We start from the raw sequence: 24,931 nt of genomic DNA on the forward strand, positions 1-24,931 counted from the left end.
GGATGTCGCTCGACGTCGGTGTCGTCCCGGTCTGGCGCGACACCACTCAGCCCACGGCCGTGCGCGTCGAGGCGCTCATCTCCGAGATGACGCTCGACGAGAAGCTCGCCCAGCTCTACGGGATCTGGGTGGGTGCGGATGCGTCGGGCGGCGAGGTCGCCCCGCACCAGAACGAGATGATCGACGACGTCGACATCGAGCAGCTGCTGCCCACGGGCCTCGGCCAGCTGACGCGGCCCTTCGGGACCGCGCCCGTCGATCCCGCCCTGGGTGCGCTCTCGCTGCAGCGCACCCAGGAGCGGATCGCCGCGTCGAACCGCTTCGGCATCCCCGCCGTCGCTCACGAGGAGTGCCTCGCGGGCTTCGCGACGTGGGGCGCGACCGCCTACCCCGTGCCGCTCGCGTGGGGCGCGACCTTCGACCCGGCCCTCGTGCGCGAGATGGCGGGACGCATCGGCTCCGACATGCGCTCGGTCGGCGTGCACCAGGGTCTCGCGCCCGTGCTCGACGTCGTGCGCGACGCCCGGTGGGGCCGCGTCGAGGAGACCATCGGCGAGGACCCGTACCTCGTCGGCACGGTCGCGACGGCCTACGTGCAGGGTCTCGAGCGCGCGGGCATCGTCGCGACGCTCAAGCACTTCGTGGGCTACTCGGCCTCGAAGGCGGGCCGCAACCTCGCGCCCGTCTCGGTCGGCCCCCGCGAGCTCGCGGACGTGCTGCTGCCTCCCTTCGAGATGGCCGTGCGCGAGGGCGGCGTGCGCTCCGTCATGAACGCGTACACCGACATCGACGGGGTGCCGACGGCCGCCGACCGCGGGCTGCTCACCGAGCTGCTGCGCGAGAGGTGGGGCTTTACGGGCACCGTCGTGGCCGACTACTACTCGGTCGGGTTCCTCGCGGCGCTGCACGGCGTCGTGGCGGAGGGCGACTGGGGCGCGGCCGCGGTCGCGGCCCTCGACGCCGGCATCGACGTCGAGCTGCCGACGGTGCGCGGCTACGGCGCCCCGCTCGCCGAGGAGGTGCACGCGGGCCGCCTCGACGAGGCGGTCGTCGACACCGCCCTGCGCCGCGTGCTGACCCAGAAGGTGGACCTCGGCCTGCTCGACGACGCGTGGTCGCCCGTGCCGAACGCCCTCGCGGGCGCGGATGCGGATGACGCGGCCGCCCTGCGCGGAAGCGTCGATCTCGACTCGGCCGAGAACCGCGAGCTCGCGAGGCGCCTCGCCGAGCGCGCGATCGTGCTGCTCAAGAACGACGGCGTGCTGCCGCTCGCGAAGCCCGCCCGCATCGCCGTCGTCGGCCCGACCGCCGACGACCCGTACGCGGTGCTCGGCTGCTACTCCTTCCCCGCGCACGTCGGCGTGCAGCATCCGGAGACCCCGATCGGCATCGCCCTGCCGACGCTGCTGGAGTCGCTGCGCGCGGAGTTCCCCGACAGCGACCTCGTCTACGTGCAGGGCACGAGCGTCGACGGCGGCGAGACCGCCGAGATCCCGGCCGCCGTCGCGGCCGCGGCCGACGCGGATGTCGTCATCGTCGCCCTCGGCGACCGTGCGGGCCTCTTCGGACGCGGCACGAGCGGCGAGGGCTGCGACGTCGAGTCGCTCGACCTGCCGGGCGCGCAGCAGCAGCTGCTCGACGCGGTCATCGGCGCGGGCACGCCCGCCGTCGTGACGCTCCTCGCGGGCCGCCCGTACGCGCTCGGCTCCGCACCGGAGCAGGCGGGCGCCATCATCGAGGCGTTCTTCCTCGGCGAGGAGGGCACCCCCGCGATCGCGGGCGCGCTCAGCGGTCGCGTGAACCCGGCCGGCCGCCTGCCGGTGAGCGTCCCCGCGACGCCCGGCGCGCAACCGTCGAGCTACCTCGCGGCGCCCCTCGCGCGCAGCAGCGGGGTGTCGAGCATCGACCCGACGCCCGCCTACTGGTTCGGCCACGGGCTCTCGTACTCGACATTCGCGTGGAGCGACCTCGGCGTCTCGGGCAAGGTCTTCTCGCAGACCGTCGACGTGCGCGTCGAGGTCGCCAACACAGGCGACCGCGCGGGATCGGATGTCGTGCAGCTCTACCTGCACGACCCCGTCGCGAGCGTCGTGCGCCCCGTGCAGCGCCTCATCTCGTACGCACGCGTCGACCTCGAGCCCGGCCAGTCGGCCACGGTCTCGTTCCGCGTGCCGGCCGAGCTCGCGTCGTTCACGGGCCGCGACGGCCGCCGCATCGTCGAGCCGGGCACGCTCGTGCTGGGCCTCGGCCGCTCGGCGGGCGACATCGTGTTCGAGCACGCCGTCGAGCTCACGGGCGAGACGCGCGAGGTCGACCACACGCGCCCGCTGCACGCCGACGTCACCGTGACCCCCACGTCAGGTGGTTGAGGAGCGACCGCCGCAGGCGGACGCGTCTCGAAACCGCCGCCCGGCACCGCCCCACCGGGTCGGCGAGCTGCACCTGCGGCTCGTCGACCCGGAGGGCGCCCCGCTCGCCGAGCGCGAGGTCGTCGTCGAGCAGACGCGGCACGCCTTCGCCTTCGGGTCGACGGGCTTCGAGCTCATCCCCCACGCGAACGGGGAGGCGGATGCCGCGGCGCTCGCCGAGCACTGGCTCGGCGTGTTCGACACGGCAACGCTCCCCTTCTACCGAGGCGACTTCGAGCCCGAGCCAGGCGTGACGCAGACCGACCGCATCCGCGCCGCCGCGCGCTGGTTCGCCGACCGCGACGTTCGCCTCAAGGGCCACCCGCTCGTGTGGCACACCGTCAAGGCGCCGTGGATGGACGCGCTCTCGCTCGACGAGGGCTGGCGCGTGACGCTCGAGCGCGTGCGCCGCGAGGTCGGAGCCTTCCGCGGTCTCGTCGACACGTGGGACGTCGTCAACGAGGCCGTCATCATGCCCGTCTTCGAGAACGAGCCCGACGGAGTGCCCAACGTCATCTCGCGCATCGCGCGGGCGAAGGGGCGCATCCCGCTCATCCGCGAGGCGTTCGACGCCGCGCGCGAGACGAACCCCGGCGCGACGCTGCTCATCAACGACTTCGACCTCTCGAGCGCGTACGAGTGCCTCATCGAGGGCCTGCTCGAGAACGGCGTGCGCATCGACGCGATCGGCCTGCAGACGCACATGCACCAGGGCTACTGGGGCGAGGAGACGATGCTCGCGATGGTCGACCGCTTCGCGCGCTACGGCCTGCCGCTGCACCTCACCGAGAACACGCTGCTGTCGGGCGAGCTCATGCCCGCGCACATCGTCGACCTCAACGATTACCAGCCCGACTCGTGGCCCTCGACGCCCGAGGGCGAGGCGCGGCAGGCCGACGAGCTCGTGCGACACTACCGCTCGCTCGTCGGGCATCCGTCGGTGCAGTCGATCACCTATTGGGGCATCACGGATGCGGGGGCCTGGCTCGGCGCACCGGCCGGCCTCCTGCGCGCCGACGGCTCGCGCAAGCCCGCGTACGACGCGCTGCGCGAGCTCGTGCGCGGCGAGTGGTGGCTTCCCCCGACCCGGATCCGCACGGACGACGATGGGGTCGTCCGTGTGTCCGGCTTCCTCGGCGACTACCGCGTCACCCTGGGCGACCGCACCGCGGCGTTCTCGATCGAGCGCTCCGGAACGGATGCGGCGCTCGACCCCCTCGTGCTCGCCTGACCCGAACGGGCGAGCGCGTGAGCGGCGCCCGGGCCGCGCCGACGGACCCGGGCGCCGCATCCTCCGTCAGGGGCGACGGAGGGCGCTCTCGCGGCGGCGGGCTCGGAGGACGAGCGCCGCACCTCCCGCGAGGAGCATCAGGAGCGCAGCACCGAGCGCTCCCGACACGTCGGCGCCGGTCGCGGCGACGGCCGCGGCGAGCACCGTGAGCTGACCGCTCGCGAGGAGCGAGCCGTCGACGTAGGCGGCGATGCGGTACGAGCCCGGCGTCGTGTCGGACGGGATCGTGACCGACCCGCTCGCCGTGCCGTCCGGTCCGATGAGGAGCGTGCCGAGCGTCGCCGGGAGCGCGGCGGCGGATGCCGTGCGCGCCGTCGCGGGCGCGCCACCCGATCCGCCTCCCGCGGCCGCCGCGGGCCGGTCGAGTTGGAGCTCGACGACGGTGCCCGGCTCGAAGCCCGAGAGCTCGACGTCGACCTGGCCGCCCGCGCGCACCGTGGTGCTGCCGAGCGTGACGGTCGGGCGATCCTCACCCGGCTCCTCGGGGCCGGCCGGTCCGACGAGCTGCCCGACGCCCCAGCGCGCGGTCGACTGGTAGCCCGCACCCGAGGGGTCGGCCCAGTTGGCGATGCCGATGCGCGCTCCACCCTGGGCGTCGTTCACCTGGAAGTCGACGCCGTGGAACGAGCCGAGCACGCCCGCGTCGCCGAGGGTGATCGCGGCCTCCACCACGTAACCCCCGTCGACGGTCGAGGTGGCCGACTGCACGCGACCGCGCTGGAACGCCTCGTCGCCCGTGCCGAACGACAGCACGTTCGTGGCCGAGATGCGGATCTGGCTGTCGTCGTAGCGGTACGAGCCGTTCTTGACGTTGCCCGGGTCGATGTAGAGCTCGACCGAGTCCTGGATCCACGGGTCGGAGCCCGACACGTCGACCACGGGGTCGGCGACGGCCGCGAGCACGTAGAGGGTGCCGGCGCGCCACAGGGTGCGCACGGTGGCCTCGGCGCCCGAGCCCTCGACGTGCTTCGACGTCGTCACGACGTTCGCGTGCTCCCACACGTCGTCGACCGTCCCGTCGATCTGGGGGGCCGCATCCGCCTGCACGACCTCGAGGAACGAGAGCGCCTCGAGGAGCGTGAGGGTGCCCGTCTCGCCGGGCGCGTTCCAGGCCACGGTCGAGAGCCCGTCGGTCACGCGCACGTCGAGGGCGAGGGTGTCGGCCTCGGCGGCCCCGTCGAGCGGGAGCTCGACGATCGCGCGGTAGCCCGTCGCGGTCTCGGCGACGACGCCCGTGGCGCCGCCCGAGCCGTTCCGTCCGAGCGTCACCGTCTCGTCGCCGAGCTGCAGCTCGATGGAGTCGTTGCCGGCGCTCAGGTCGTCGACCTCTACGAGCACCGTGAGACGGTCGGGGCTCCAGCGCGACTGGAAGCGCGCATCCGCCGAGATCGCGATGAGCGGCAGGCGGTCCCACTCCGCCGCGGCGAGGCCGTCGGTGGTCGCCAGGATGTCGGCGCGGAAGACGTTCGCCGTGCGCAGCGGCGCGGGAAGCTCGGCGTCGACGATGCCGTAGTAGGCGGGCTTCGCTTGAAGGCCGTCGTCGAAGACGAGCGGCGCCCCGTTCGAGTTGCGCCAGCTGCGCCCGTCGGTCAGGCCCCACACCGTCACCGAGAACATGTCGCCGGTGCGCGCCTGGAAGTCGCGGAACTCCCAGAACGCGTCGCGGTAGTAGTAGCCCTGGGCGACGAGCTTCGCCTGCGTCACGGGAGTGCCGGTCGTGACGTCGAGCTCGGTGACCGCCTGCAGGAGGCCGGTGTCCTCGAACGCCTCGAGCGCATCCGCGAGCGCCGTCACGGGCATCGAGAGGCTCACGTGGAACTGGTGCCCCACGCCGTCGATGGGAACGCCGCGCTCGAGCAGGCGCTCGACGAGCGCGTGGTAGCGCTGCTGCTTGCCCGACTGCTCGGTGTTGTAGTCGTTGATGAAGAGCTTCACCGGGCGGTCGGAGCCGGGCGCCGCGTAGAGCTCGTTGAACGCCTCGTCCGCGTAGTGGAAGGCGGCGTCGATGAACTCCTCGCCGAGGATGCGGAACCACTCGCTGCGGCGCAGGCCGTCGGGGTTGTCGCCCGAGTCGGCGACGACCTCGTTGACGACGTCGAACGCGACGAGCGGGTTCGTCTCGGAGCCGAAGTCGCCGTACTGGTCGTGCAGGGCCTTCGCAACGGCGTAGATGTGCGTGCGCAGCCGCTCGTCGAGGATGTCCTGATCGGCCGGGCTCGAGGTGAGCGGCGTGCCCCCGTCGTCCTGGAAGAGGAACTCGGGCGTCTGGCTGTGCCACACGAGCACGTGGCCGTACATCCGCAGCCCGTTCTCCTGCGCGAAGTCCATGAGCGACTTCGCCTCGGGGTGCAGGCGGAAGTTGCGCTCCGCGTCGTACCACGCCTCCGGCTTCATGTGGTTCTCCGGCGTCAGCTGGTCGAAGTGCTTGAGCGTGAGCTGTGCGGGTCCGCCGAGCGTCTCGCGGCTGTCGACGGCGACGCCGACCGGGAAGTCGACCGTCTCGTGGATGGGCTCGAGGTCCTGGATGACGGCGGGGGCGGGCGTGCTGACGACGATGTCGTCGATGTAGAACGTCGTCGTGTTCGGCACCTGGTACGCCGTCTCGAAGTAGATGTAGGTGCGCTCGGACTCGCCCAGCGTGAAGCGCTGCGTCACCTGCACCCAGTCCGTCTTCGACATACCCGTGAACTGCCCGAGCGTCGAGTACGTCGACGTGTCGCCGTTGACGCCCTCGCTCGACAGCCACACGTCGCCGACCGGGCCGTCGTCGGCGAAGCGCAGCCACGCCGTGAGCTCGTAGGTGACGCCGGGCTCGAGGATGCCCGTGACCTCGTGACGGATGCCGGCTCCCTCGTCGGGACGCTGGGTCACGGTCGCGGCCTGGGCTCCGCCGTGCACGGGATCGGTGACGATCTCGACGACGGGCGCTCCGCCCGCTGCCGCGCGCGGCTCCCATCCGTCGAGGCCCTCCTCGAAGTCGGTCGAGAGGGCGACCTGTCCGCCCGGCGGCGGGGTGCCGACGGGGAGCGTGAAGGTCCAGCCGGCGTCGAGGCGCTCCTGCACGACCGTCTTGACGGCCGCGATGCTGCCGCTGCGGTCGCCGCCGCCGTCGTGCACGAGCACGATCTGGCCGGGCTTGATCGCGGCGCGCAGGTTGGTCTCGAGGGTCGCCTGGTTCTGCGTCTCCCAGTCGCTGATCGTGTTGATGACGGCGAGCGGCTGCATGCCGAGCGACACGGCGACACCCGGGGTGCTGCCCCAGCTGCCGTTCGGCGCACGGAAGAACGGCACCTTCGCGTTCGGGTCGCCGAGGGCCTCGCGGATGATGCGCAGGTTCTCGACGAGGTCGTCGCGGATGGCCGTGGTCGACCACGAGCCCATGTCCGCATAGCTCGTCGTGTGGTTGCACAGCGTGTGCCCCTCGGCCACGATGCGGCGCAGCAGGGTCGCCCCGCCGGGCGCCTCGATGTTCTGGCCGATGACGCAGAACACGGCCTTGATGTCCTTCTCCTTGAGGAAGTCGAGCAGCTCGGCGGTGTCGTCGCCGTTGGGCCCGTCGTCGAAGCTGAGGGCGGCGACGTCGCCCGTGCCCTGGGCGAGTGTCGTCGGGGTCGTGGTCGGGTTCACGGCGCCTCCGGGCGTCACGTCGGGGTCGGGCGCGGGGCCCGCGTCGTCCTCGGTCGTCACGAGGATGTCGTCGACGTAGTACGTGTACGGGGCCTCCGTGGCGAGGTCGCCGGTGCCGATGTAGACCTGGAGCGTCGCGGGGTCGCCGTCGGCGGGCGTCGTGTAGGTGCCCGAGACGGTCGTCCAGGCGTCGGCCGTGACGGCCGTGTCGGCGATCCAGTTGTAGGGGGGCTTCATGACGAACCGCACGTTCGTACCGGGCGTGCCCGGTGCGAGTCGCACGCGCATCGAGAAGGTGTACTCGGTGGCGGGCTCGAAGACGCCGGTCGGGCTCTGGATGCCGACGTAGTCGGCCGAGCGGTCCGCGACCTGCAGCACCTTGCCGCCGTCCAGGTCGATGACGGAGAGGGTCGAGCCGTCGCCGCCCGACTGCTGCCACGTGCCCGTCGTCCCGTCCTCGAAGTCGACCGCCGTGACGGTCGTCACCGTGGGACCGACGGGCGGGCCCGTGATCGTCAGGTCGTCCACGTAGTAGGTGTACGCGCCGGCGGGGGTGGGGTCGTCGGTGCCGATGTAGACCTGCAGAGCCGAGGTGTCGGCATCCGCGGGCACCGTGTAGGTGCCCGTCACCGTCGTCCAGGCACCCGCGGTCACGGTCGTCGGCCCGATCCAGGTGTACGCGGGCTTCATGACCCAGCGGAACTGCTTGTCGGAGACGCCGTCCGCGAGCCGCGCGCGCATCGAGAACGTGTACGTCTGCCCCTCCTCGAGGGAGGTGAGCGCGCCCGCCGCCGTCTGCACGCCTACGTAGTCGGCGGCGCGGTCGGCGACCTGCAGCACCTTGCTGCCGTCGAGGTCGACGACCGAGAGCGTGCTGCCGTCGCCGCCGGACTGCTCCCACCCCCCGAGGGTGCCGTCCTCGAAGTCGGTGTGCACGACGGCGACGTCGGCGGCCTGGGCGGCGCTGACCGCGAAGAGCGACCCCGCCGCGAGGGCGACGGCCGCGATAGTAGCGGCGAAAGTTTCGATGCGACGAGAGGTCAACACGTGCGCTCCTTTGCGCGAGTGGGACACGAGTTCGGCCACGATAGGTAGGTCCGGCCCGGAAAGACAACGGGTATGTTGCGGTCCGCAACTTAACGTTACCGACCCGTTATCGAAACTTTGTCGAAACTATCGTGGCACCGCTCCCACTGCCGTTCGACGGCAGGGCGCGGACGGCGCGCGGCATCCGCGACCCTCCCTGGCGGCTCGGTGTCAGGCGAGCTGCGCCGTGCTCTCGCGCACGACGAGGTTGGTCGCGAGGTCCATGCGCGGCACCGACTCGAGCGGCGCCTCCCCCATGCGGATGACGAGGCGCGTCGCCTCCTCGGCCATGCGGCGCAGAGGCTGCCGCACCGTCGTGAGCCGCGGGCTCACCCACTTCGCGAGCGGGATGTCGTCATAGCCGACGAGCGAGAGGTCCTCCGGCACGCGAAGGTCGAGCTCGCGCACGGCCTCCATGACGCCGAGCGCCTGCAGGTCGGAGCCCGCGAAGATCGCGGTCGGGCGGTCGGGACCCGTGAGCAGCGCTCGACCGTGCTCGTATCCGCCCGAGGTGTGGAAGTCGCCGAAGCGGATCCAGTCCGGGTCGATCGCCAGGCCCGCGGAGTTCATGGCCGAGCGGTAGCCGTCGATGCGCGCGTGCGAGCACATCATGTCGTCGGGACCCGTGATGGCCGCGATGCGCGTGTGCCCGAGCTCGATGAGGTGGCGCGTCGCCATGAGCCCGCCCGACCAGTTGGCGGAGCCGACCGAGGGCACCTCGGGCGAGGGGTCGCCCGCGGGGTCGATGATGACGAAGGGGATGGCGCGCGCCCGGAGGGCCTCGCGGTACTCGGGGGGCAGGTCGGAGAACACGAGCACGACGCCCGCCGGCCGACGGCGGAGAACGCCCTCGACCCAGTCGGACGAGGGCGAGTGGCGGCTGCCGCTCTCGGTGAGCACGACGCTCAGGCCGTGCGCGGTCGCGACATCCTCGACGCCGCGGATGATCTCCATCGACCACGCCGCTTCGAGCTCGTGGAAGACGAGCTCGATGAGACCCGTGCTCGAGAGGTTCGACTTGCGGCGCAGGTAGCCGTGCTCCGCGAGCAGGCCCTCGACGCGCGCGCGGGTCGCGGCCGACACATCCGGACGGCCGTTGAGCACCTTCGAGATGGTCGACAGGGACACGCCGGCTTCATCGGCGACCTGCGCGAGCGTCACGCGTTCGGATGCGGCGGGGCGTGGCATCTTCGTCCTTTCGACCGGCTCAGTCTAGGCGGACGGTTTCGAGGGTTTCGCGAAACTGTCGGACTTCCGCCCGCGTGTCTCATGGTATATGTTTGCTCTCGCAACATTTACTCGACGAGGAGATCCCGCGATGACCGCGCTCACACCCACCCGCGACGACAAGTTCAGCTTCGGACTCTGGACCGTCGGCTACAACGGCGCCGACCCCTTCGGCGGCCCGACCCGCGCCGCCCTCGACGTCGTGCACGTGGTGGAGAAGCTCGCCGAGCTCGGCGCCTACGGCCTCACCTTCCACGACGACGACCTCTTCGCGTTCGGATCGACGGATGCCGAGCGCCAGACCCAGATCGACCGCCTCAAGGGCGCGCTCGAGGCGACCGGCCTCATCGTGCCGATGGCGACTACGAACCTCTTCTCCGCCCCCGTCTTCAAGGACGGCGGCGTCACCTCGAACGACCGTCAGGTGCGCCGCTACGCCCTGCGCAAGGTCATCCGCCAGCTCGACCTCGCCGCCGAGCTCGGCGCCAAGACGCTCGTCTTCTGGGGCGGCCGCGAGGGCGCCGAGTACGACTCGGCCAAGGACATCCGCTCGGCGCTCGCCCGCTACAAGGAGGCCATGGACCTCCTCGGCCAGTACGTGCTCGACAAGGGCTACGACATCCGCTTCGCGATCGAGCCGAAGCCCAACGAGCCCCGCGGCGACATCCTGCTGCCGACCGTCGGCCACGCGCTCGCCTTCATCAACGAGCTCGAGCACCCCGAGCTCGTGGGCCTCAACCCCGAGGTCGGCCACGAGCAGATGGCGGGCCTCAACTTCCAGGCCGGCATCGCCCAGGCCCTGTGGCACGGCAAGCTCTTCCACATCGACCTCAACGGCCAGCGCGGCATCAAGTACGACCAGGACCTCGTGTTCGGTCACGGCGACCTGCACAACGCGTTCGCGCTCGTCGACCTGCTCGAGAACGGCGGACCGAACGGCGGCCCGGCCTACGACGGCCCGCGCCACTTCGACTACAAGCCCTCGCGCACCGAGGACGAGACGGGCGTGTGGGAGTCGGCGGCCGCGAACATGCGCACCTACCTGCTCCTCAAGGAGCGCGCCGCGGCCTTCCGCGCCGACCCCGAGGTGCAGGAGGCGCTCGAGGCCGCCAAGGTCACCGAGCTCGCGCAGCCGACCCTCGGCTCGGGCGAGACGATCGACGACCTCGTCGCCGACCGCTCCACGTGGGAGGACTTCGACCCGGGCGCCTACTTCGACGGCAAGGGCTTCGGCTTCGTGCGCCTGCAGGCCCTCGCGACGGAGCACCTGCTCGGCGCCCGCTGACCCACCACCCCGTTCCTGTCCGCGAGAGTACGTACTTTTCGGCAGATCCAGCCCGAAAGGGCGGAAAAGTGCGTACTCTCGCGGACGTGTCTGACGGCATGAGAAGTGAAGGAGGGCGGGCGATGACGCTCGTCGCGGGGGTCGACTCGTCGACCCAGAGCTGCAAGGTCGTGATCCGGGATGCGGAGTCGGGCGCCGTCGTGCGCACGGGCCGCGCGTCGCACCCCGCGGGCACGGAGGTCCCGCCCGCCGCGTGGTGGGATGCGCTCCGCACGGCGATCGCCGACGCGGGCGGCATCGACGACGTCGCCGCGATCGCGATCGGCGGCCAGCAGCACGGCATGGTCGTGCTCGACGCCGAGGGCCGCGTCATCCGCGACGCCCTGCTCTGGAACGACACGCGCTCGGCGCAGGCGGCACGCGACCTCATCGCCGAGTTCGGCGCGGGCGAGCTCGCCCGGCGAACCGGCAGCGTGCCCGTCGCCTCATTCACGGCCACGAAGCTGCGCTGGCTGCGGGATGCCGAGCCCGAGAACGCGGCGCGCGTCGCGGCGGTCGCGCTCCCCCACGACTGGCTCAGCTGGCGGCTGCGCGGCTACGGCCCCGCCGACGAGAGCCCCCTCGGACCCGACCTCGACGCACTCGCGACCGACCGCTCCGACGCATCCGGCACGAGCTACTGGAGCCCCGCGACGGGCGACTACGACCGCGAGCTGCTCATCGCATCCCTCGGCCACGACGCCGTGCTGCCCCGCATCGTGGGGCCCGGCGAGGCAATGGGAGAGACCGCGGCGCAGGACGGCATCCCGGCCGGCGTGCTCGTGGGCGCCGGCGCGGGCGACAACGCGGCGGCGGCCCTCGGCCTCGGCGCGCGGGCGGGCGACGTGGTCGTCTCGATCGGCACGAGCGGCACCGTCTTCGCGGTGACGGATGCGCCGGTCGCCGACGAGACCGGTACGGTCGCGGGATTCGCCGATGCGTCGGGTGTGTACCTGCCCCTCGTCGCGACGCTCAACGCGGCGCGCGTGCTCGACCGCGTCGCCTCCCTGCTCGGCGTCGACCACACCGGCCTCGGCCAGCTCGCCCTCGCGGCCGAGCCCGGCTCCGACGGCCTCGTGCTGCAGCCCTACTTCGAGGGCGAGCGCACCCCCAACCTGCCCGACGCGACCGCGACGCTCTTCGGCATGACGCTCGCCTCGACGACCCGCGAGAACCTCGCGCGCGCAGCCGTCGAGGGGATGCTGTGCGGCCTCGCCGACGGACTCGACGCCGCGCGCCGCCTCGGTGTCACGGCCTCGCGCGTGCTCCTCGTGGGCGGCGCGGCGGCCAACCCGGCCGTGTCGCGCATCGCCGCGGAGGTCTTCGACGCGCCCGTCGAGGTGCCCGAGCCCGGCGAGTACGTGGCGCTCGGCGCGAGCGTGCAGGCGGCGTGGGTGCTCACGGGCAGCCGCCCCGAGTGGCGCCCCGAGACCCTCGCGCGTCCCGACGCCTCGCCCGTGCCGCGCATCCGCGAGCAGTACGCGGCGCGCGCCGTCACCCCGTAGCGCGCCCATGGCGGATGCCGTTCTGCTGTCCGGAGGCGGCGACTTCGTCGACCCGTGGCATCCGTTCGCCGAGACGGCCGCGCGGATCGTCGACGTGCTCGCGGAGACCGGCGTGCGCACGACGATCGTCGACACGGCCGCGGCGTTCGCGGCGGCGCTCGGCGCGGGCGCCCGTCTCGCGGTCGTGCAGGCGTCGAACGACTTCGCCCCCACGCCCCACGACGGCGTCGTGATCGACGCGCTCGCGACGCACCTGGGCGCCGGGCGGCCCCTGCTCGCCGTGCACTCCGCCGCGTGCCTCTTCGCCGACCGGCCCGAGTGGGAGCGGATGCTCGGCGGACGCTGGGTGCCGGAGCTCAGCTACCACCCCGAGCTCGGCCCCGCGCGCGCGAGCCTCGCGCCGCATCCGATCACCGAGGGGCTCGCCGAGGTCGAGGTCGTCGACGAGCGCTACACGGCGCTGCGGGTGTCGCCCGACGCCGAGGTGCTCGCGTGGCACGAGGAGGCGGGCGCGCGGCATCCGCTCGCGTGGGCGCGGCGGCACGGCGATGCGCGGGTCGTCTACGACGCGCTCGGACACGACGCGCGCTCCTACGAGAGTCCGACCCGGCGCGCGCTGCTCGCGGCCGAGGTGCGCTGGCTGCTCGCGGCCGGCTGAGCCGCATCAGCCGAGCAGGCGCTCCGCGTCGCCGACGGTCGCCACGAGCTCGGGCTCGAGCAGCAGCGTCGGCACCTCGCGGATGCCGTTGTCGGTCGTCGCGCCGCGCGTCACGGTGGGCGCGGCGCCCTTCACGACCTCGCGCACCATCGCCGCGACGGCGCGTGCGAGGGCGCGCGGGTCCTCGTAGACGGTCGCGGTCTGCTGCTCCTCCGCCACGGCGTGGAGGCCGTCGCGCGTGGGCCCGCCGCCCGTGAGCACGACGGATGCCGGGGCCGCGTCGGGATCGGACGCCCCACTCTCCGCCGCGTCGCCGCCTTTCGCATCCGTGCCGGCGTCCGCGCCCGCATCTGTGCCGGCGTCCGGCTCCGCGTCCTCGTTCGGAGGCGTCGTCGCATCCGGCGGCGGCGGGGTCGGGTCACGGCTGGGACCGATGCCCGGATCCGGCGTCTCGGCCGGCTCGACGGGCGCGGCCGTCCAGCGCTCCCCCGGCTCGACGACAGCGAGCCCCGCGTCGGCGAGCACCTGCGCCACGGCCGCGCTCATGGCGTCGCTCGGCGAGAGGATCCCCTGCAGCTCGACGCCGTCGGCGAGCAGCTCGGCCACGCGGTCGGCCGCCGTGCCGGGCGACCCGCGCAGGATCGCCGCCTGCTCGAGGGTCGTGCGCTCCGACGGCACCGTGAGGCGTCCCGCGTCGAGCAGCGGCTGCAGCACTTCCATCGCACCGGCGAACGCCTCCTGCGCGCCCGGGTCGTCGCCCGAGCCCGCGAGCAGCTCGACCGCGAAGGGTCCGGCACCCGGGTCGCCGAGGCCGAGGCCGTCGACGAGCGCGCGCGCCTGCAGCCGCCCCGCCTCGCGGTGATCGAACGTCGCGAAGTAGTCGACGCGGTCGGAGTCGAGGATGAGCTCGTCGTAGGCGATGATCGAGACGCCCTCGCCCGCCTCCTCGCCGAGCACCGCCGCGATCGCCGTCGTGTCGACGGGTGCCACGACGACGGCCGCGGGCTGCGCCTCGAGCACGTCGCGCAGCTGCTCGAGCTGCCGCGGGATGTCGTCGCCCGCGAAGCGCACCTCGACCGCGTAGCCGTCATCGGCGAGCTCCTGCCGCAGCACCTCGGCGCTCGCACCCCAGTCGTCGTCCGCGCCGCCGGGGAAGAGCACCGCGACGGGCGGGCCGGTCGGGGCGGGGGTGCACGCGGTGAGCCCCGCGCACGCGAGCCCGACGGCGATCGCCGCCGCGAGCATCCGCGCCCCTGCCACGCCCCGAGCCTACTTTCGCGGGGCGTCCGCGTCAGCCGAGCGTCGCGTACGCCCGCACCGTGAAGGTGCCGAAGCCCTCGACGGCGGGCGGCACCGCCGTGAACCGCGCGCCCGACGGCGGAAGCTCGCCGAGGTTCGTGAGGTGCTCGACCACGTGGATGCCGGCCGCGAGCAGCCCCGAGTGCGCGGGGCGCGGGCCGTGCGGCACGACCTCGTCGATGTTGAGCGAGTCGATGCCGACGATGCTCGCGCCCTGCTCGACGAGGTAGGCGGTGGCCTCCGCCGTGAGGAACGGCGCGTCGTCGCCGTACGCGGGGGTGCCGAAGTGGCGGTCCCAGCCGGTGTGCAGCAGCACGGCCTTGCCGCGCACGTCGCGGTCCCACAGCACGGAAGCGGGGATGCCGCGCGTGCCGAGGTCGGTGAGGTGGAAGACCTCGGCGGGCACGTCGACGAGGCTCGCGAGCTCGAGGCCCGCGAGGTCGGGGCCGTCCGCGTAGCGGTGGTACGGGCTGTCGAGGTACGTGCCCGTGTTACCGATCATCGTGATGATGTCCATCGCGAACTCGGTGCCCGCCTCGTAGTGGCTGCGCGAGTCCTCGCGCGTGAGGTGCGGCGTGAAGGTCGGCGCGGGCAGCCCCGGGTACGTCACGAGCCCTTCGCGGATGCGGTGGCTCAGATCGACGACGCGGCGCACGGATGCGGCGGGCGCCGTCTCGATGCCGCGCGTGCCGCGGTGCGCTTCCTCGACGATCTCGAGGTTCTCGATGTCGACCGAGCCGACGAGCGCGAGACTGAGGTGCTGCACGAAGAGGCGACCCACCTCATCCGCGTCGACGTCGGGGCGCGGCAGGTCGATGCGGAACCCCTCGGCCGTGAGACCGCCGCCGTTCGCGAAGGTCACGCGGGCGTCGAAATGCGCTCGGTATTCGGCCGCGCGGTACTGCGTGGTGGTGTCAGGCACGGCGGAACCTCCGGATGAGCGTCACCGCGACGGCGACGACGGCGAGCAGGGCGGGCACGAGCAGGTTCTGCCACGCGAGCACGAGCAGCGCGCCCGTGAAGACGAGCGACACGAGCGCCATCCACCAGCCGACCGTGCCGCGCTCGAGCAGCCGCACGGCGGCGACCATCCCGAGGAAGTAGAGGGCGACCATCGAGGCCGTGTGGATGAGGATGAAGGTCTGCAGCTCGACGCCGAGCGCCGTGAAGAGGGTCGCGTAGCCGAGCAGCAGCACGGCCACGAGGGCGAGCGCGCGCCGCGGCACGGCCCCCGCCTCCGCGCCCTTCGCGAACCAGCGCGGCAGGTGACCGTCGCGGCCGAGGGATGCCGTGAGGTTGGCGAAGGCCGGCACGTAGGCGTTGAGCACGCCGAGCACGATGATCGTCGCGATGCCGCCGACGACCGCGGGGCCGAAGCCCGGCCAGTTGATGGCGACGAGGTCGATGAGGGGCGCGTCGCCGCGCGAGCCCGCGGCGCCGAAGACGCCGACCGTGACGACCTGGAGCGCGAGGTAGGCGAGGCCCACGACCGTGAGCCCGATGACGGTCGCCCACGCGATCGTGCGCCGCGGGTTGCGGAACTCGTGCGCGATGTGGGTGATCGCCTCGCCGCCCGCGAACGCCCATACGAAGAGGCTCACTCCGAGGCCGACGCCCTCCCAGCCGTGGGGCAGGAAGGGCGTGAAGTTCTCGGCGCGAGCGGCGGGGGCGGCGCTCGCGATGACGCCGACGACGACCGCGACGAGCAGCGCGGAGAGCCCGAGCTGGAGCCGCCCCGACACACGCACGCCGAAGAGGTTGAGTACGAGCGAGATCACGAGGAAGCCGATGCCGATGGGTCCGACCCAGGCACCCTCGATCCCGAACGCGGCGGTGAGGTACTCCCCCGCGAGCGTCGCCACGACGGGAGCGCCGAATCCGACGCCGAAGAGGAACCAGTAACCCGTGGCGCGTGCGGCGGTGTCGCCGAGCGCGAGCCGCACGAACGTCGCGACGCCCCCGCCATCCGGATACCGCCCCGCGAGCGCCGCGAAGGTGCCGGCGAGCGGGATCGACAGGGCGAGCACGATGACGACGGAGAGGATCGACGCGGGCCCAGCAGCATCCACCCCGAGGCCGGGCAGCACGAGGATGCCCGTGCCGAGCACCGCCGCGACGTAGAGGGCGGATGCCGTGGGCAGCCCGATGCGCCCGTGCACCTGGGGTGCCGGGGTCTCCGCCGTGGTGGTCGCCGTTACGCTCACGCTCTCATCCTTCCGTGGCGCGATCTAGCGCACCAGCGACTTTCCGCCATCCAGTCGCAACAACCCGCCGCCATAGTTCCCGTTCCGCGTGTTCGCACCCGTTCCTTCGGCGACAAACACGCGGAACGGGAACTATGGCGGGTCAGACGCGGTCGAGCGTCTCGAGCACGTCGGCCACGAGGTCGTCGACGCCCTCGATGCCCACCGAGAGCCGCACGATCGCGGGCGACACCTCGAGCGCGGTTCCGCGCACGGATGCGTGGGTCATCTCCGACGGGTAGCAGACGAGCGACTCCACGCCGCCGAGCGACTCCGCGAGCGTGAACAGCCGCGTCGACTCGACGAAGCGCAGCGCAGCCGCCGCATCCGTGAGCTGGAGCGAGATCATGCCGCCGAAGTGGCGCATCTGCCGCGCGGCGATCTCGTGGCCCGGGTGGTCGGGCAGGCCCGGGTAGTACACGGCGTCGAGCTTCGCGTGACCCGCGACGGCCTCGGCGATCGCCTGGGCGTTCTGCGAGTGGCGCTCCATGCGCAGGTGCAGCGTCTTGAGTCCGCGCGTCGTGAGCCACGCATCCATCGGGCCGCTCACGGCCCCCGCGGCGAACTGGGTGAACGAGACCCGGTCGGCGAGGTCCTCGCCCTGCACCTCGAGGCCCGAGTTGAGGATCACGGCGCCGCCGAGCACGTCGCTGTGGCCGCCGATGTACTTCGTCGTGGAGTGCACGACGACGTCGGCGCCGAGGGCGAGAGGCTGCTGCAGGTACGGCGAGGCGAAGGTGTTGTCGACGACCACGATCGCGCCGGCGGCGTGGCCGAGCTCGACGAGGGCGGGGATGTCGCTGATCTTCATGAGCGGGTTCGAGGGCGTCTCGAGCCACAGCACGCGCGTGTTCGGGCGGATGGCGGCGCGCACGGCGTCGAGGTCCGTCATCTCCACGGTCGACAGCTCGAGGCCCCACGGCACGACGAGCCGGTCGACGAGGCGGTGCGTGCCGCCGTACACGTCGTTGCCCATCAGGATGTGGTCGCCGGGAAGCAGGATCGAGCGCAGCAGCGCGTCCTCGGCCGCGAGGCCCGACGCGAAGCTGAACCCGCGGTCGCCGCCCTCGAGGGAGGCGAGCTGGGTCTCGAGCGCGGTGCGGGTCGGGTTCGTGCCGCGGGCGTACTCGTAGCCGTTGCGGAAGTTGCCGACCCCGTCCTGCTTGTACGTCGTCGACTGGTAGAGCGGCGGGATGACCGCGCCGGTCGTGGGGTCGGCATCCTGGCCCGCGTGGATGGCGCGCGTGGCGAAATCGTCGAAGGTGCTGCTCATGGAACTCTCTGTTTCTGCGTGCGGGGGCGCGGGCTACTCGGCGAGGAACGCGAGCAGGTCGTGCCGGGTGACGACGGCGGCGGGCTTGCCGTCGGCGGTGACGAGGAGCGCATCCGCGTCGGCGAGCGCGTCGCGGGCGGCGGTGACCGAGTCGTTCATGCCGATGAGGGGCAGCGGCGCGCCCACGAACGCGGCGAGCGCATCCGTCATCTTCGCGTCGCCGTGGAAGACGGCGTCGATGAGGCTCTTCTCGTCGATCGAGCCGACGACCTCGCCCATGACGACGGGCGGCTCGGCCGACAGCACGGGCATCTGCGAGATGTCGAAGCGGCGCATCTTGTCGATGACGTGGCGCACGGTGTCGCTCGGGTGCACGTGCACGAGGCCCGCGAGCTCCGGCTCCTTCGTTCCGACGAGGTCGGCCACCGTCTTCTCGCCCTCGGCGGGCAGGAAGCCGTACGAGCGCATCCAGCGGTCGTTGAAGACCTTGCCGAGGTAGCCGCGGCCGCCGTCGGGCAGCAGGATCACCATGACGTCGTCGGGCCCGAGCTCCTTCGCGGCCTTGAGACCGGATGCCACGGCGAGCCCCGAGGACCCGCCGACGAGCAGGCCCTCCTCGCGCGCGAGGCGGCGCGTCATGTCGAACGACTCGGCATCCGAGCTCGCGATGATCTCGTCGACGACCTCGGGGTCGTAGGCGGTCGGCCAGAAGTCCTCGCCGACGCCCTCCACGAGGTAGGGGCGACCCGTGCCGCCCGAGTAGACGGAGCCCTCGGGGTCGGCGCCGATCACCTTGATCGCGGGGTTCTGCTCCTTGAGGTAGCGGCCCGCGCCCGAGATCGTGCCGCCCGTGCCGACACCCGCGACGTAGTGCGTGACCTTGCCGTCGGTGTCGCGCCAGATCTCCGGACCCGTGGTCTCGTAGTGGCTGAGCGGCCCGTTGGGGTTCGAGTACTGGTCGGGCTTGAAGGCGCCCGGGATCTCCTTCGAGAGGCGGTCGCTCACCGAGTAGTAGGAGTCGGGGCTCTCGGGCGCGACGGAGGTCGGGCACACGACGACCTCGGCGCCGTACGCCTTGAGGGTGTTGATCTTGTCTTCCGAGACCTTGTCGGGGCACACGAAGACGCAGCGGTAGCCGCGCTGCTGGGCGACGAGCGCGAGCCCGATGCCCGTGTTCCCGGATGTCGGCTCGACGATCGTGCCGCCCGGCCTCAGCTTGCCCTCGCGCTCGGCGGCGTCGATGATGCGCTGCGCGATGCGGTCCTTCGAGCTGCCACCCGGGTTCACGTACTCGACCTTGACGAGCACGGTGGCCCGGATGCCCTCGGTCACCTTGTTGAGCTTCACGAGGGGGGTGTTGCCCACGAGGTCGAGCACCGTCTCGGCGTACTTCATCCCACGAGCCTACTCGCGGCGCCCCGTGTGTTACCGGGGCCGCAGCCGCCCCCGCGGCCCCCTCCGTCGGCGGAGCACCCGCGGATGCGCGCCCGACCCGGCCCGGTCAGTCGCCGGTGGCGGCGGCGGCCGCGGAGATCGCGGCGGATGCCGTGAGCTGCTCCGCGAAGAGGCGCGCGTACTCGCCGTCGAGGGCGAGCAGCTGGGGGTGCGTTCCCGACTCCACAATGCGGCCCGCACGCACGACGTGGATGACGTCGGCGTCGACGACGGTCGACAGTCGGTGCGCTATCGCGATCGTGGTGCGGCCACGCGAGGCCGCGTCGAGTGCGCCCTGCACGATGCGCTCCGACACGGTGTCGAGGGCGCTCGTCGCCTCGTCGAGGATGAGCACGGCCGGGTCCTTGAGCAGCACGCGCGCGATCGCGACGCGCTGCTTCTCGCCGCCCGAGAGGCGGTAGCCGCGCTCCCCCACGAGCGTGTCGTAGCCGTCGGGGAAGCCCGCGATCGTGTCGTGGACGTTGGCGGCGCGGCACGCGGCCTCGAGCTCCGCATCCGTCGCCTCGGGCTTCGCGTAGCGCAGGTTCTCGGCGATCGTCGCGTGGAAGAGGTAGGTCTCCTGGCTCACGACGCCGATGTGGTCGACGAGGGATGCGTGGCGCAGCTCGCGCACGTCGTCGCCCGCGAAGAGCACCGCGCCCTCGCTCGCCTCGTAGAGCCGCGGCACGAGGTACGACACCGTCGTCTTGCCCGCGCCCGACGGACCGACGAACGCGACGTACTGGCCGGGCTCGATGCGGAATGAGACGTCCTGCAGCGTGCCGGGGGCGTCGGGGGCGGCATCCGGATACCGGAAGGTCACGTCGCGGAACTCGACCTCGCCGAGCCGCGTGGCATCCACCTCGCGGGCGTCGGCGGCATCCGTGATCGACGGCACGAGGTCGAGGTACTCGAAGATGCGCGCGAAGAGGGCGCGCGAGGTCTGCAGGTCGAGCGCGACGCGAAGGAGCCCCATGAGCGGGAACATCAGCCGGGCCTGCACGGTCGTGAACGCGACGATCGTGCCCGCCGTCACGGGGATGTCCTGCAGGATGAGCCACGCCGCCACGAGGTACACCACGGCCGGCACGACCGACATGAACACCCCGACGACCGCGAAGAACCACTGCCCCGACATCTGCTGCCGCACCTGCAGTTGGATCTGCCGCTCGTTCTCGGCCGCGTAGCGCCCGATCTCGGCGGGCTGCCGGTTGAAGGTCTTCGCGAGCAGGATGCCCGACACCGAGAGCGTCTCCTGCGTGATCGCGGTCATCTCCGACAGCGATTCCTGCGTCTGCGTCGCGATGCGCGCCCGCACCTGGCCGACGCGCCGCTGCGCGAGCACGAGCACGGGCAGCAGCACGACCGCGACGACCGTGAGCTGCCAGCTGAGCAGCAGCATCGCGACGAGCGCGCCGATCACGGTCACGGTGTTGCCGACGACGCTCGAGATCGTGTTGTTGAGCACGGATGCGACGCCGCCCACGTCGTTCTGCAGCCGCGACTGGATGACACCCGTCTTCGTGCGCGTGAAGAACCCGAGCTCCATCGCCTGCAGGTGGCTGAAGAGCCGCACCCGCAGCGCGCCCATGACCGAGTTGCCGACGCGCGCCGTGAGGTACGTCTGCCACACGCCGAGCACCGCCGACACGAGCCACAGCGCGACCATCGCGCCCACGAGCCACAGCAGCACGGGCACATCCGGGCGCCCCTCCGGCGGGAAGAGCCCCTCGTCGAACGCGCGCTGAGTGAGCAGCGGCGGCAGCACCCCGAGCCCCGCGGACACGAGCACGAGGGCGATCGTGATCGTCAGCTGGGTCGCGAACGGCCGGAACAGCTCGCCGATGCGCCGGTAGAGGTGCGGGATGCGCGGGGCCGCCGCGTTCTCCGCGCGCTGCACCTCGGCATCCCGGTTGCCGACGCCGCGAGCCATGCCGCCGCGTCCGCCCCCGCCGCCCATGCTCATGATGCGAGCCTACGTGGGCTGGTTTCGACACGCTCCCTGCGGTCGCTACTCAACCAGCGCGCATCACCGCTGGTTGAGTAGCGCCGCAGGCGCGTGTCGAAACCAGCCCCCGGGTCACCCCTTCGTGGAGCCCGCGAGCAGACCGCGCACGAAGTAGCGCTGCAGCGAGAAGAACACGATGAGCGGCACCACGAGCGACACGAACGCACCGGCCGTGAGGCGCTGCCACTCCTGACCGCGCGATCCGACCATCTCGGCCAATCGTTGCGTGAGCGGTGCCGCGTCTTGCGTTCCGCCCGAGAAGATGAGCGCCACGAGCAGGTCGTTCCACACCCAGAGGAACTGGAAGATGGCGACGGATGCGAGGGCCGGGATCGCGAGCGGCAGCACGATGCGGAAGAAGATCTGCCCGTGGGTCGCGCCGTCGACGCGCGCCGCCTCGATGACCTCGCCCGGGATCTCCGAGATGAAGTTGTGGAGGAGGAAGATCGCGAGCGGGAGCGCGAACATCGTGTGCGCGATCCAGATCGGCAGGTAGTTCTGCACGGGGATCATGGGGATGATCTCGTGGAGCCACTGCTGACCCGGCTTGAGGAACGTCGAGAAGAACTGCAGGAGCGGCACGAGGGCCATCTGCAGCGGCACGATCTGCAGCGCGAACACGAAGATGAACAGCCAGTTCACCCACTTGAAGCGCATCCACGCGAACGCGTACGCGGCCATCGACGCGAACACGAGCGGGAAGATCGTCGACGGGATCGCGATGAAGAGCGAGTTGACGAAGTAGGCGCCGAGCTGCGGCGACGACTGCGACGGCGAGAGCAGCACGTCGCGGTAGTTGTCGAGTGTGAAGCCCGGGTTCTGGAAGATCGTCCACCAGCCCGTGTTGAGGATGAGCTCTGCCGGGCGGAACGACGAGATGAAGAGCCCGAAGGTCGGGATCGTCCACACGACGGCGATGATGAGCGCCGCGACGGTCGCACCGCGCGAGGTGAGGCGCTGCTTGACGCGCTTCGCCTTCCCGCCGCTCGTGCGATCCTCGACGGCGACCTCGATCTCGCCCTTGCCGCCCTCGACGGGCAGATCTGCGGGGGCCACGGAGCTCATCGGATCTCCCTCTGCTTGCGAAGCACGTTGACGTTGTAGATGACGATCGGCAGCACGAGCACGAACAGGATGATCGCGAGCGCCGATCCGCGTCCGACCTCCGAGGCACGGAACGCCTGGGTGTACATCTCGTTGGCCACGACGCTCGAGTTGAAGTTTCCGGCGGTCATCGTGCGCACGATGTCGAAGACCTTGAGCGTCGCGATCGAGATCGTCGTGAGCACGACCACGAGCGAGCCCCGGATGCCGGGCACCGTCACGTTGCGGAAGCGCTGCCAGGCGTTGGTGCCGTCGAGCTGCGCCGCCTCGATCTGCTCCGTCGGGATGCCCTTGATGGCCGCCGACAGCACGACCATCGCAAAGCCGGTCTGGATCCAGATCATGACGATGATGAGCAGGAAGGTGTTGAGAGGGTCCGACTGCAGCCACTGCACGGGATCCCCGCCGAACGCGACGACGATGGCGTTGAGGAGGCCGATCTGCTCGCGGCCCGCCGACTTGTACTCGTAGACGAAGCGCCAGATGATGCCGGCGCCCACGAACGAGATGGCCATCGGCATGAACACGAGCGCCTTGTAGACGCGCTCGCCGCGCGACTTGTCGATGAAGACCGCGTAGGCGAGACCGAGGATCGTGGAGACCGTCGGCACGAGCGCCACCCAGATGATCGTGTTGATGAGCGTGCGGATGGCCGTGGGCTGCGTGAACGCCCACACGAAGTTGTCGAGGCTGAAGTTGCCGCCCTTGTCGACGAACGACAGGCCGAGCGTGCGGAACGCCGGGTAGATGAGCCCGATCGCGAGCAGGATCATCGCCGGGGCGAGGAACCCCACGAGCTGCCAGTAGTCACGGCCCTTCTTGGGGGCCTTGTCGATGAAGAAGATCAGCAACCCGATGATCACGGCGAAGATCGCCAGTCCCATCAGGAGTTGCAGGATCTTGCCGATCAGATCCGCGGTGGTCATCGCGTTACTCGCTTCCTTCGCCGTCGAAGTGGTGGAGCAGGGCGCGGGCCCTGCGTCGAGAGTAGAGCGGGGGCGGGGCTGCGGAACAGCCCCGCCCCCGGATCAGGATGCGATCAGTCGATCAGCTGCTGGGCCAGCTGGCCTCGATGGTGTCGACCACCGTCTGGGTCGACTGTCCGCCGATCCAGGACACGATGCCCTTCCAGAACGAGTCCGCGCCCACGGCGCCCGGCATGAGGTCCGAGCCGTCGAAGCGGAACGTGGTGTCGGGGTCCTGCAGGATCTCGATCGACTGCTTGAGCAGCTCGCTGGACGCGTTCTCCGGGTCGAGGCCCTTGTTGGCGGAGATGACACCGCCGAGGCTCACGCGGTTGTTCGCCCAGGTGTCGCTCGACAGGAAGGCGCGAACCACCTCGACCTCCTCCGCGTCGCGGAACGCGACGGGGAACTCGCCACCGCCGGTGACGGCCTGCGGGTCGTCAGCGTTCACGGGCGGGAGCAGGAAGGCGAAGATGTCGCCGTCGGGGGCGACGACGTTGCCCTCGTCACCGTTCGGGTTCCAGAAGGTCTCGTAGAACGAGGCCTGGTGGTGCAGCGAGCACTCTCCGTCGAGGATCGGCAGACCCGCGGTCTGGAACGCCTCGCTGATCTGGGTGGACACGTCGCCGATGCCGCCGTTGACCATGTCGGGGTTCTTCAGGTACTCGCCTACGCCGTCGAACGCCGCGACGATCTGCGGGTCGTTGAACGGGATCTCGTGCGTCACCCACTGGTCGTAGACGTCGGGGCCCGCCTGGCGGAGCACGAAGTCCTCGATCCAGTCGGTGCCCGGCCATCCGGTCGCCTCACCGGACTCGATGCCGACGCACCACGGCTTGTGGTCACCCTCGGACGCGATCTGCTCCGACAGCGCCTTGAGCTCGTCGAGGGTCGTCGGGATCTCGTATCCCTTATCCTCGAACTCGGCCGGCGAGTACCAGACGTAGCCCTTGATGGACGCCATGAGCGGGGCCGCGTAGAAGGTGCCCTCGTAGGTGCCGTACTGCTTCCAGTCCTCCGACCAGAACTCGTCGACGTTCGCCTCGACCTCGGCCGAGGCCGGGATGAGCCAGCCGCCGGCAGCGAGGCGGGCGAGCAGACCGGGCTGCGGGATGATGCCGATGTCGGGGGCGTTGCCACCCTCCGCGAGCACCGCGATCTGAGCCTCGAACTCGCTCGTGCCCTGGTAGTTGATCTCGATGCCCGTGCAGACCTCGAAGTCGGCCCACGACTGGTCGAGACGGTCGGCCTCGAGGTCGAGGATCGTGCCGCCGATCGTGACGGTCTTGCCCTCGAACGTGCCGTACGCCTCGTAGGGCGCGCAGTCGACGTCCTCGTTGCCCTCGTTCGCGATGTCGCCGGTGCAGCCGGCGAGCGCGAGCGCGGCGACTCCGGCCGCCGCGACACCGGCCAAGAGCCGGTGGTTCACCCGTGAACGCATAGTTCCTCCTCGTTGAGCCCCGGCCCCGCGGGTGGCGG

General features: G+C 71.5%; 16 protein-coding genes. 5 read left to right on the forward strand and 11 right to left on the reverse strand.

Features of this window, described 5'->3' with window-relative positions; genetic code table 11:
- The first annotated feature begins 2 nt into the window (after positions 1-2).
- Both H4J02_RS12005 and H4J02_RS12010 read left to right on the forward strand, forming a co-directional pair.
- Positions 3-2,369: a beta-glucosidase gene (locus H4J02_RS12005; RefSeq protein WP_187674794.1), complete on the forward strand. Its 2,367-nt coding sequence runs from the start codon at positions 3-5 to the stop codon at positions 2,367-2,369.
- Entirely contained in the window at positions 2,362-3,639 is a 1,278-nt protein-coding gene (locus H4J02_RS12010; protein WP_187674795.1) for an endo-1,4-beta-xylanase, read from the forward strand. Before H4J02_RS12005 ends, H4J02_RS12010 begins: the two co-directional genes overlap by 8 nt.
- A 66-nt stretch (positions 3,640-3,705) precedes the next feature.
- Here the strand turns inward: H4J02_RS12010 and H4J02_RS12015 are convergent, their stop codons facing one another.
- Both H4J02_RS12015 and H4J02_RS12020 read right to left on the reverse strand, forming a co-directional pair.
- Positions 3,706-8,373 carry an endo-1,4-beta-xylanase gene (locus H4J02_RS12015; protein ID WP_187674796.1) on the reverse strand — a complete coding sequence of 1,556 codons (4,668 nt, stop codon included), beginning with the start codon at positions 8,371-8,373 and terminating at the stop codon, positions 3,706-3,708.
- A 210-nt stretch (positions 8,374-8,583) separates the two neighbouring features.
- A complete protein-coding gene (locus tag H4J02_RS12020) occupies positions 8,584-9,600 on the reverse strand; it encodes a LacI family DNA-binding transcriptional regulator (protein WP_187674797.1) in 1,017 nt (338 codons plus the stop codon).
- A 130-nt stretch (positions 9,601-9,730) separates the two neighbouring features.
- On the opposite strand from H4J02_RS12020, the gene xylA reads away from it, so the two are divergent.
- The 3 genes from xylA to H4J02_RS12035 all read left to right on the forward strand — a co-directional run bounded on the left by xylA (position 9,731) and on the right by H4J02_RS12035 (position 13,126).
- Positions 9,731-10,924: a xylose isomerase gene (gene xylA / locus H4J02_RS12025; RefSeq protein WP_187674798.1), complete on the forward strand. Its 1,194-nt coding sequence runs from the start codon at positions 9,731-9,733 to the stop codon at positions 10,922-10,924.
- Between the two features lie 122 nt (positions 10,925-11,046).
- Positions 11,047-12,468 carry a xylulokinase gene (gene xylB, locus H4J02_RS12030; RefSeq protein WP_187674799.1) on the forward strand — a complete coding sequence of 474 codons (1,422 nt, stop codon included), beginning with the start codon at positions 11,047-11,049 and terminating at the stop codon, positions 12,466-12,468.
- 7 nt (positions 12,469-12,475) lie between these two features.
- Complete coding sequence (locus tag H4J02_RS12035) at positions 12,476-13,126, forward strand: ThuA domain-containing protein (protein ID WP_187674800.1); 651 nt, start codon at positions 12,476-12,478, stop codon at positions 13,124-13,126.
- 6 nt (positions 13,127-13,132) lie between these two features.
- Here H4J02_RS12035 and H4J02_RS12040 read toward each other — a convergent pair whose 3' ends face one another.
- From H4J02_RS12040 to H4J02_RS12080, 9 genes are all read right to left on the reverse strand, one after another.
- Positions 13,133-14,386, reverse strand: coding sequence for a substrate-binding domain-containing protein (locus H4J02_RS12040; protein ID WP_187674801.1), 1,254 nt, complete (start codon positions 14,384-14,386; stop codon positions 13,133-13,135).
- Positions 14,387-14,417: 31 nt separating this feature from the next.
- Positions 14,418-15,347 carry a cyclase family protein gene (locus tag H4J02_RS12045; protein ID WP_187674802.1) on the reverse strand — a complete coding sequence of 310 codons (930 nt, stop codon included), beginning with the start codon at positions 15,345-15,347 and terminating at the stop codon, positions 14,418-14,420.
- Positions 15,340-16,629 carry an APC family permease gene (locus H4J02_RS12050; RefSeq protein WP_187674803.1) on the reverse strand — a complete coding sequence of 430 codons (1,290 nt, stop codon included), beginning with the start codon at positions 16,627-16,629 and terminating at the stop codon, positions 15,340-15,342. The genes H4J02_RS12045 and H4J02_RS12050 overlap by 8 nt, the downstream gene beginning before the upstream one ends.
- A 142-nt stretch (positions 16,630-16,771) precedes the next feature.
- Positions 16,772-17,941, reverse strand: a complete 1,170-nt coding sequence (locus H4J02_RS12055) for a cystathionine gamma-synthase (protein WP_187674804.1) — start codon at positions 17,939-17,941, stop codon at positions 16,772-16,774.
- A 33-nt stretch (positions 17,942-17,974) separates the two neighbouring features.
- Positions 17,975-19,336, reverse strand: a complete 1,362-nt coding sequence (locus tag H4J02_RS12060) for a cystathionine beta-synthase (protein ID WP_187674805.1) — start codon at positions 19,334-19,336, stop codon at positions 17,975-17,977.
- Positions 19,337-19,442: 106 nt separating this feature from the next.
- Complete coding sequence (locus H4J02_RS12065) at positions 19,443-21,341, reverse strand: ABC transporter ATP-binding protein (RefSeq protein WP_397420135.1); 1,899 nt, start codon at positions 21,339-21,341, stop codon at positions 19,443-19,445.
- A gap of 114 nt (positions 21,342-21,455) precedes the next feature.
- A complete protein-coding gene (locus tag H4J02_RS12070) occupies positions 21,456-22,448 on the reverse strand; it encodes a carbohydrate ABC transporter permease (RefSeq protein WP_187674806.1) in 993 nt (330 codons plus the stop codon).
- On the reverse strand, positions 22,445-23,413 hold the full coding sequence (locus H4J02_RS12075) for a carbohydrate ABC transporter permease (RefSeq protein ID WP_187674807.1): 969 nt from the start codon (positions 23,411-23,413) through the stop codon (positions 22,445-22,447). The genes H4J02_RS12070 and H4J02_RS12075 overlap by 4 nt, the downstream gene beginning before the upstream one ends.
- Before the next feature lie 121 nt (positions 23,414-23,534).
- Positions 23,535-24,893, reverse strand: coding sequence for an ABC transporter substrate-binding protein (locus tag H4J02_RS12080; RefSeq protein WP_187674808.1), 1,359 nt, complete (start codon positions 24,891-24,893; stop codon positions 23,535-23,537).
- Positions 24,894-24,931: the final 38 nt, after the last annotated feature.

The organism is Protaetiibacter sp. SSC-01 (assembly GCF_014483895.1).
In the GTDB taxonomy this organism is placed as follows: Bacteria; Actinomycetota; Actinomycetes; order Actinomycetales; family Microbacteriaceae; genus Homoserinibacter.

Coding starts and splice junctions, on each gene's coding strand:
- H4J02_RS12005 (WP_187674794.1), top strand. CDS start 3: ATGTCGCTCGACGTCGGTGTCGTCCCGGTCTGGCGCGACACCACTCAG.
- H4J02_RS12020 (WP_187674797.1), bottom strand. CDS start 9,600: ATGCCACGCCCCGCCGCATCCGAACGCGTGACGCTCGCGCAGGTCGCC.
- xylA (WP_187674798.1), top strand. CDS start 9,731: ATGACCGCGCTCACACCCACCCGCGACGACAAGTTCAGCTTCGGACTC.
- xylB (WP_187674799.1), top strand. CDS start 11,047: ATGACGCTCGTCGCGGGGGTCGACTCGTCGACCCAGAGCTGCAAGGTC.
- H4J02_RS12035 (WP_187674800.1), top strand. CDS start 12,476: ATGGCGGATGCCGTTCTGCTGTCCGGAGGCGGCGACTTCGTCGACCCG.
- H4J02_RS12055 (WP_187674804.1), bottom strand. CDS start 17,941: ATGAGCAGCACCTTCGACGATTTCGCCACGCGCGCCATCCACGCGGGC.
- H4J02_RS12060 (WP_187674805.1), bottom strand. CDS start 19,336: ATGAAGTACGCCGAGACGGTGCTCGACCTCGTGGGCAACACCCCCCTC.
- H4J02_RS12065 (WP_397420135.1), bottom strand. CDS start 21,341: ATGAGCATGGGCGGCGGGGGCGGACGCGGCGGCATGGCTCGCGGCGTC.
- H4J02_RS12070 (WP_187674806.1), bottom strand. CDS start 22,448: ATGAGCTCCGTGGCCCCCGCAGATCTGCCCGTCGAGGGCGGCAAGGGC.
- H4J02_RS12075 (WP_187674807.1), bottom strand. CDS start 23,413: ATGACCACCGCGGATCTGATCGGCAAGATCCTGCAACTCCTGATGGGA.
- H4J02_RS12080 (WP_187674808.1), bottom strand. CDS start 24,893: ATGCGTTCACGGGTGAACCACCGGCTCTTGGCCGGTGTCGCGGCGGCC.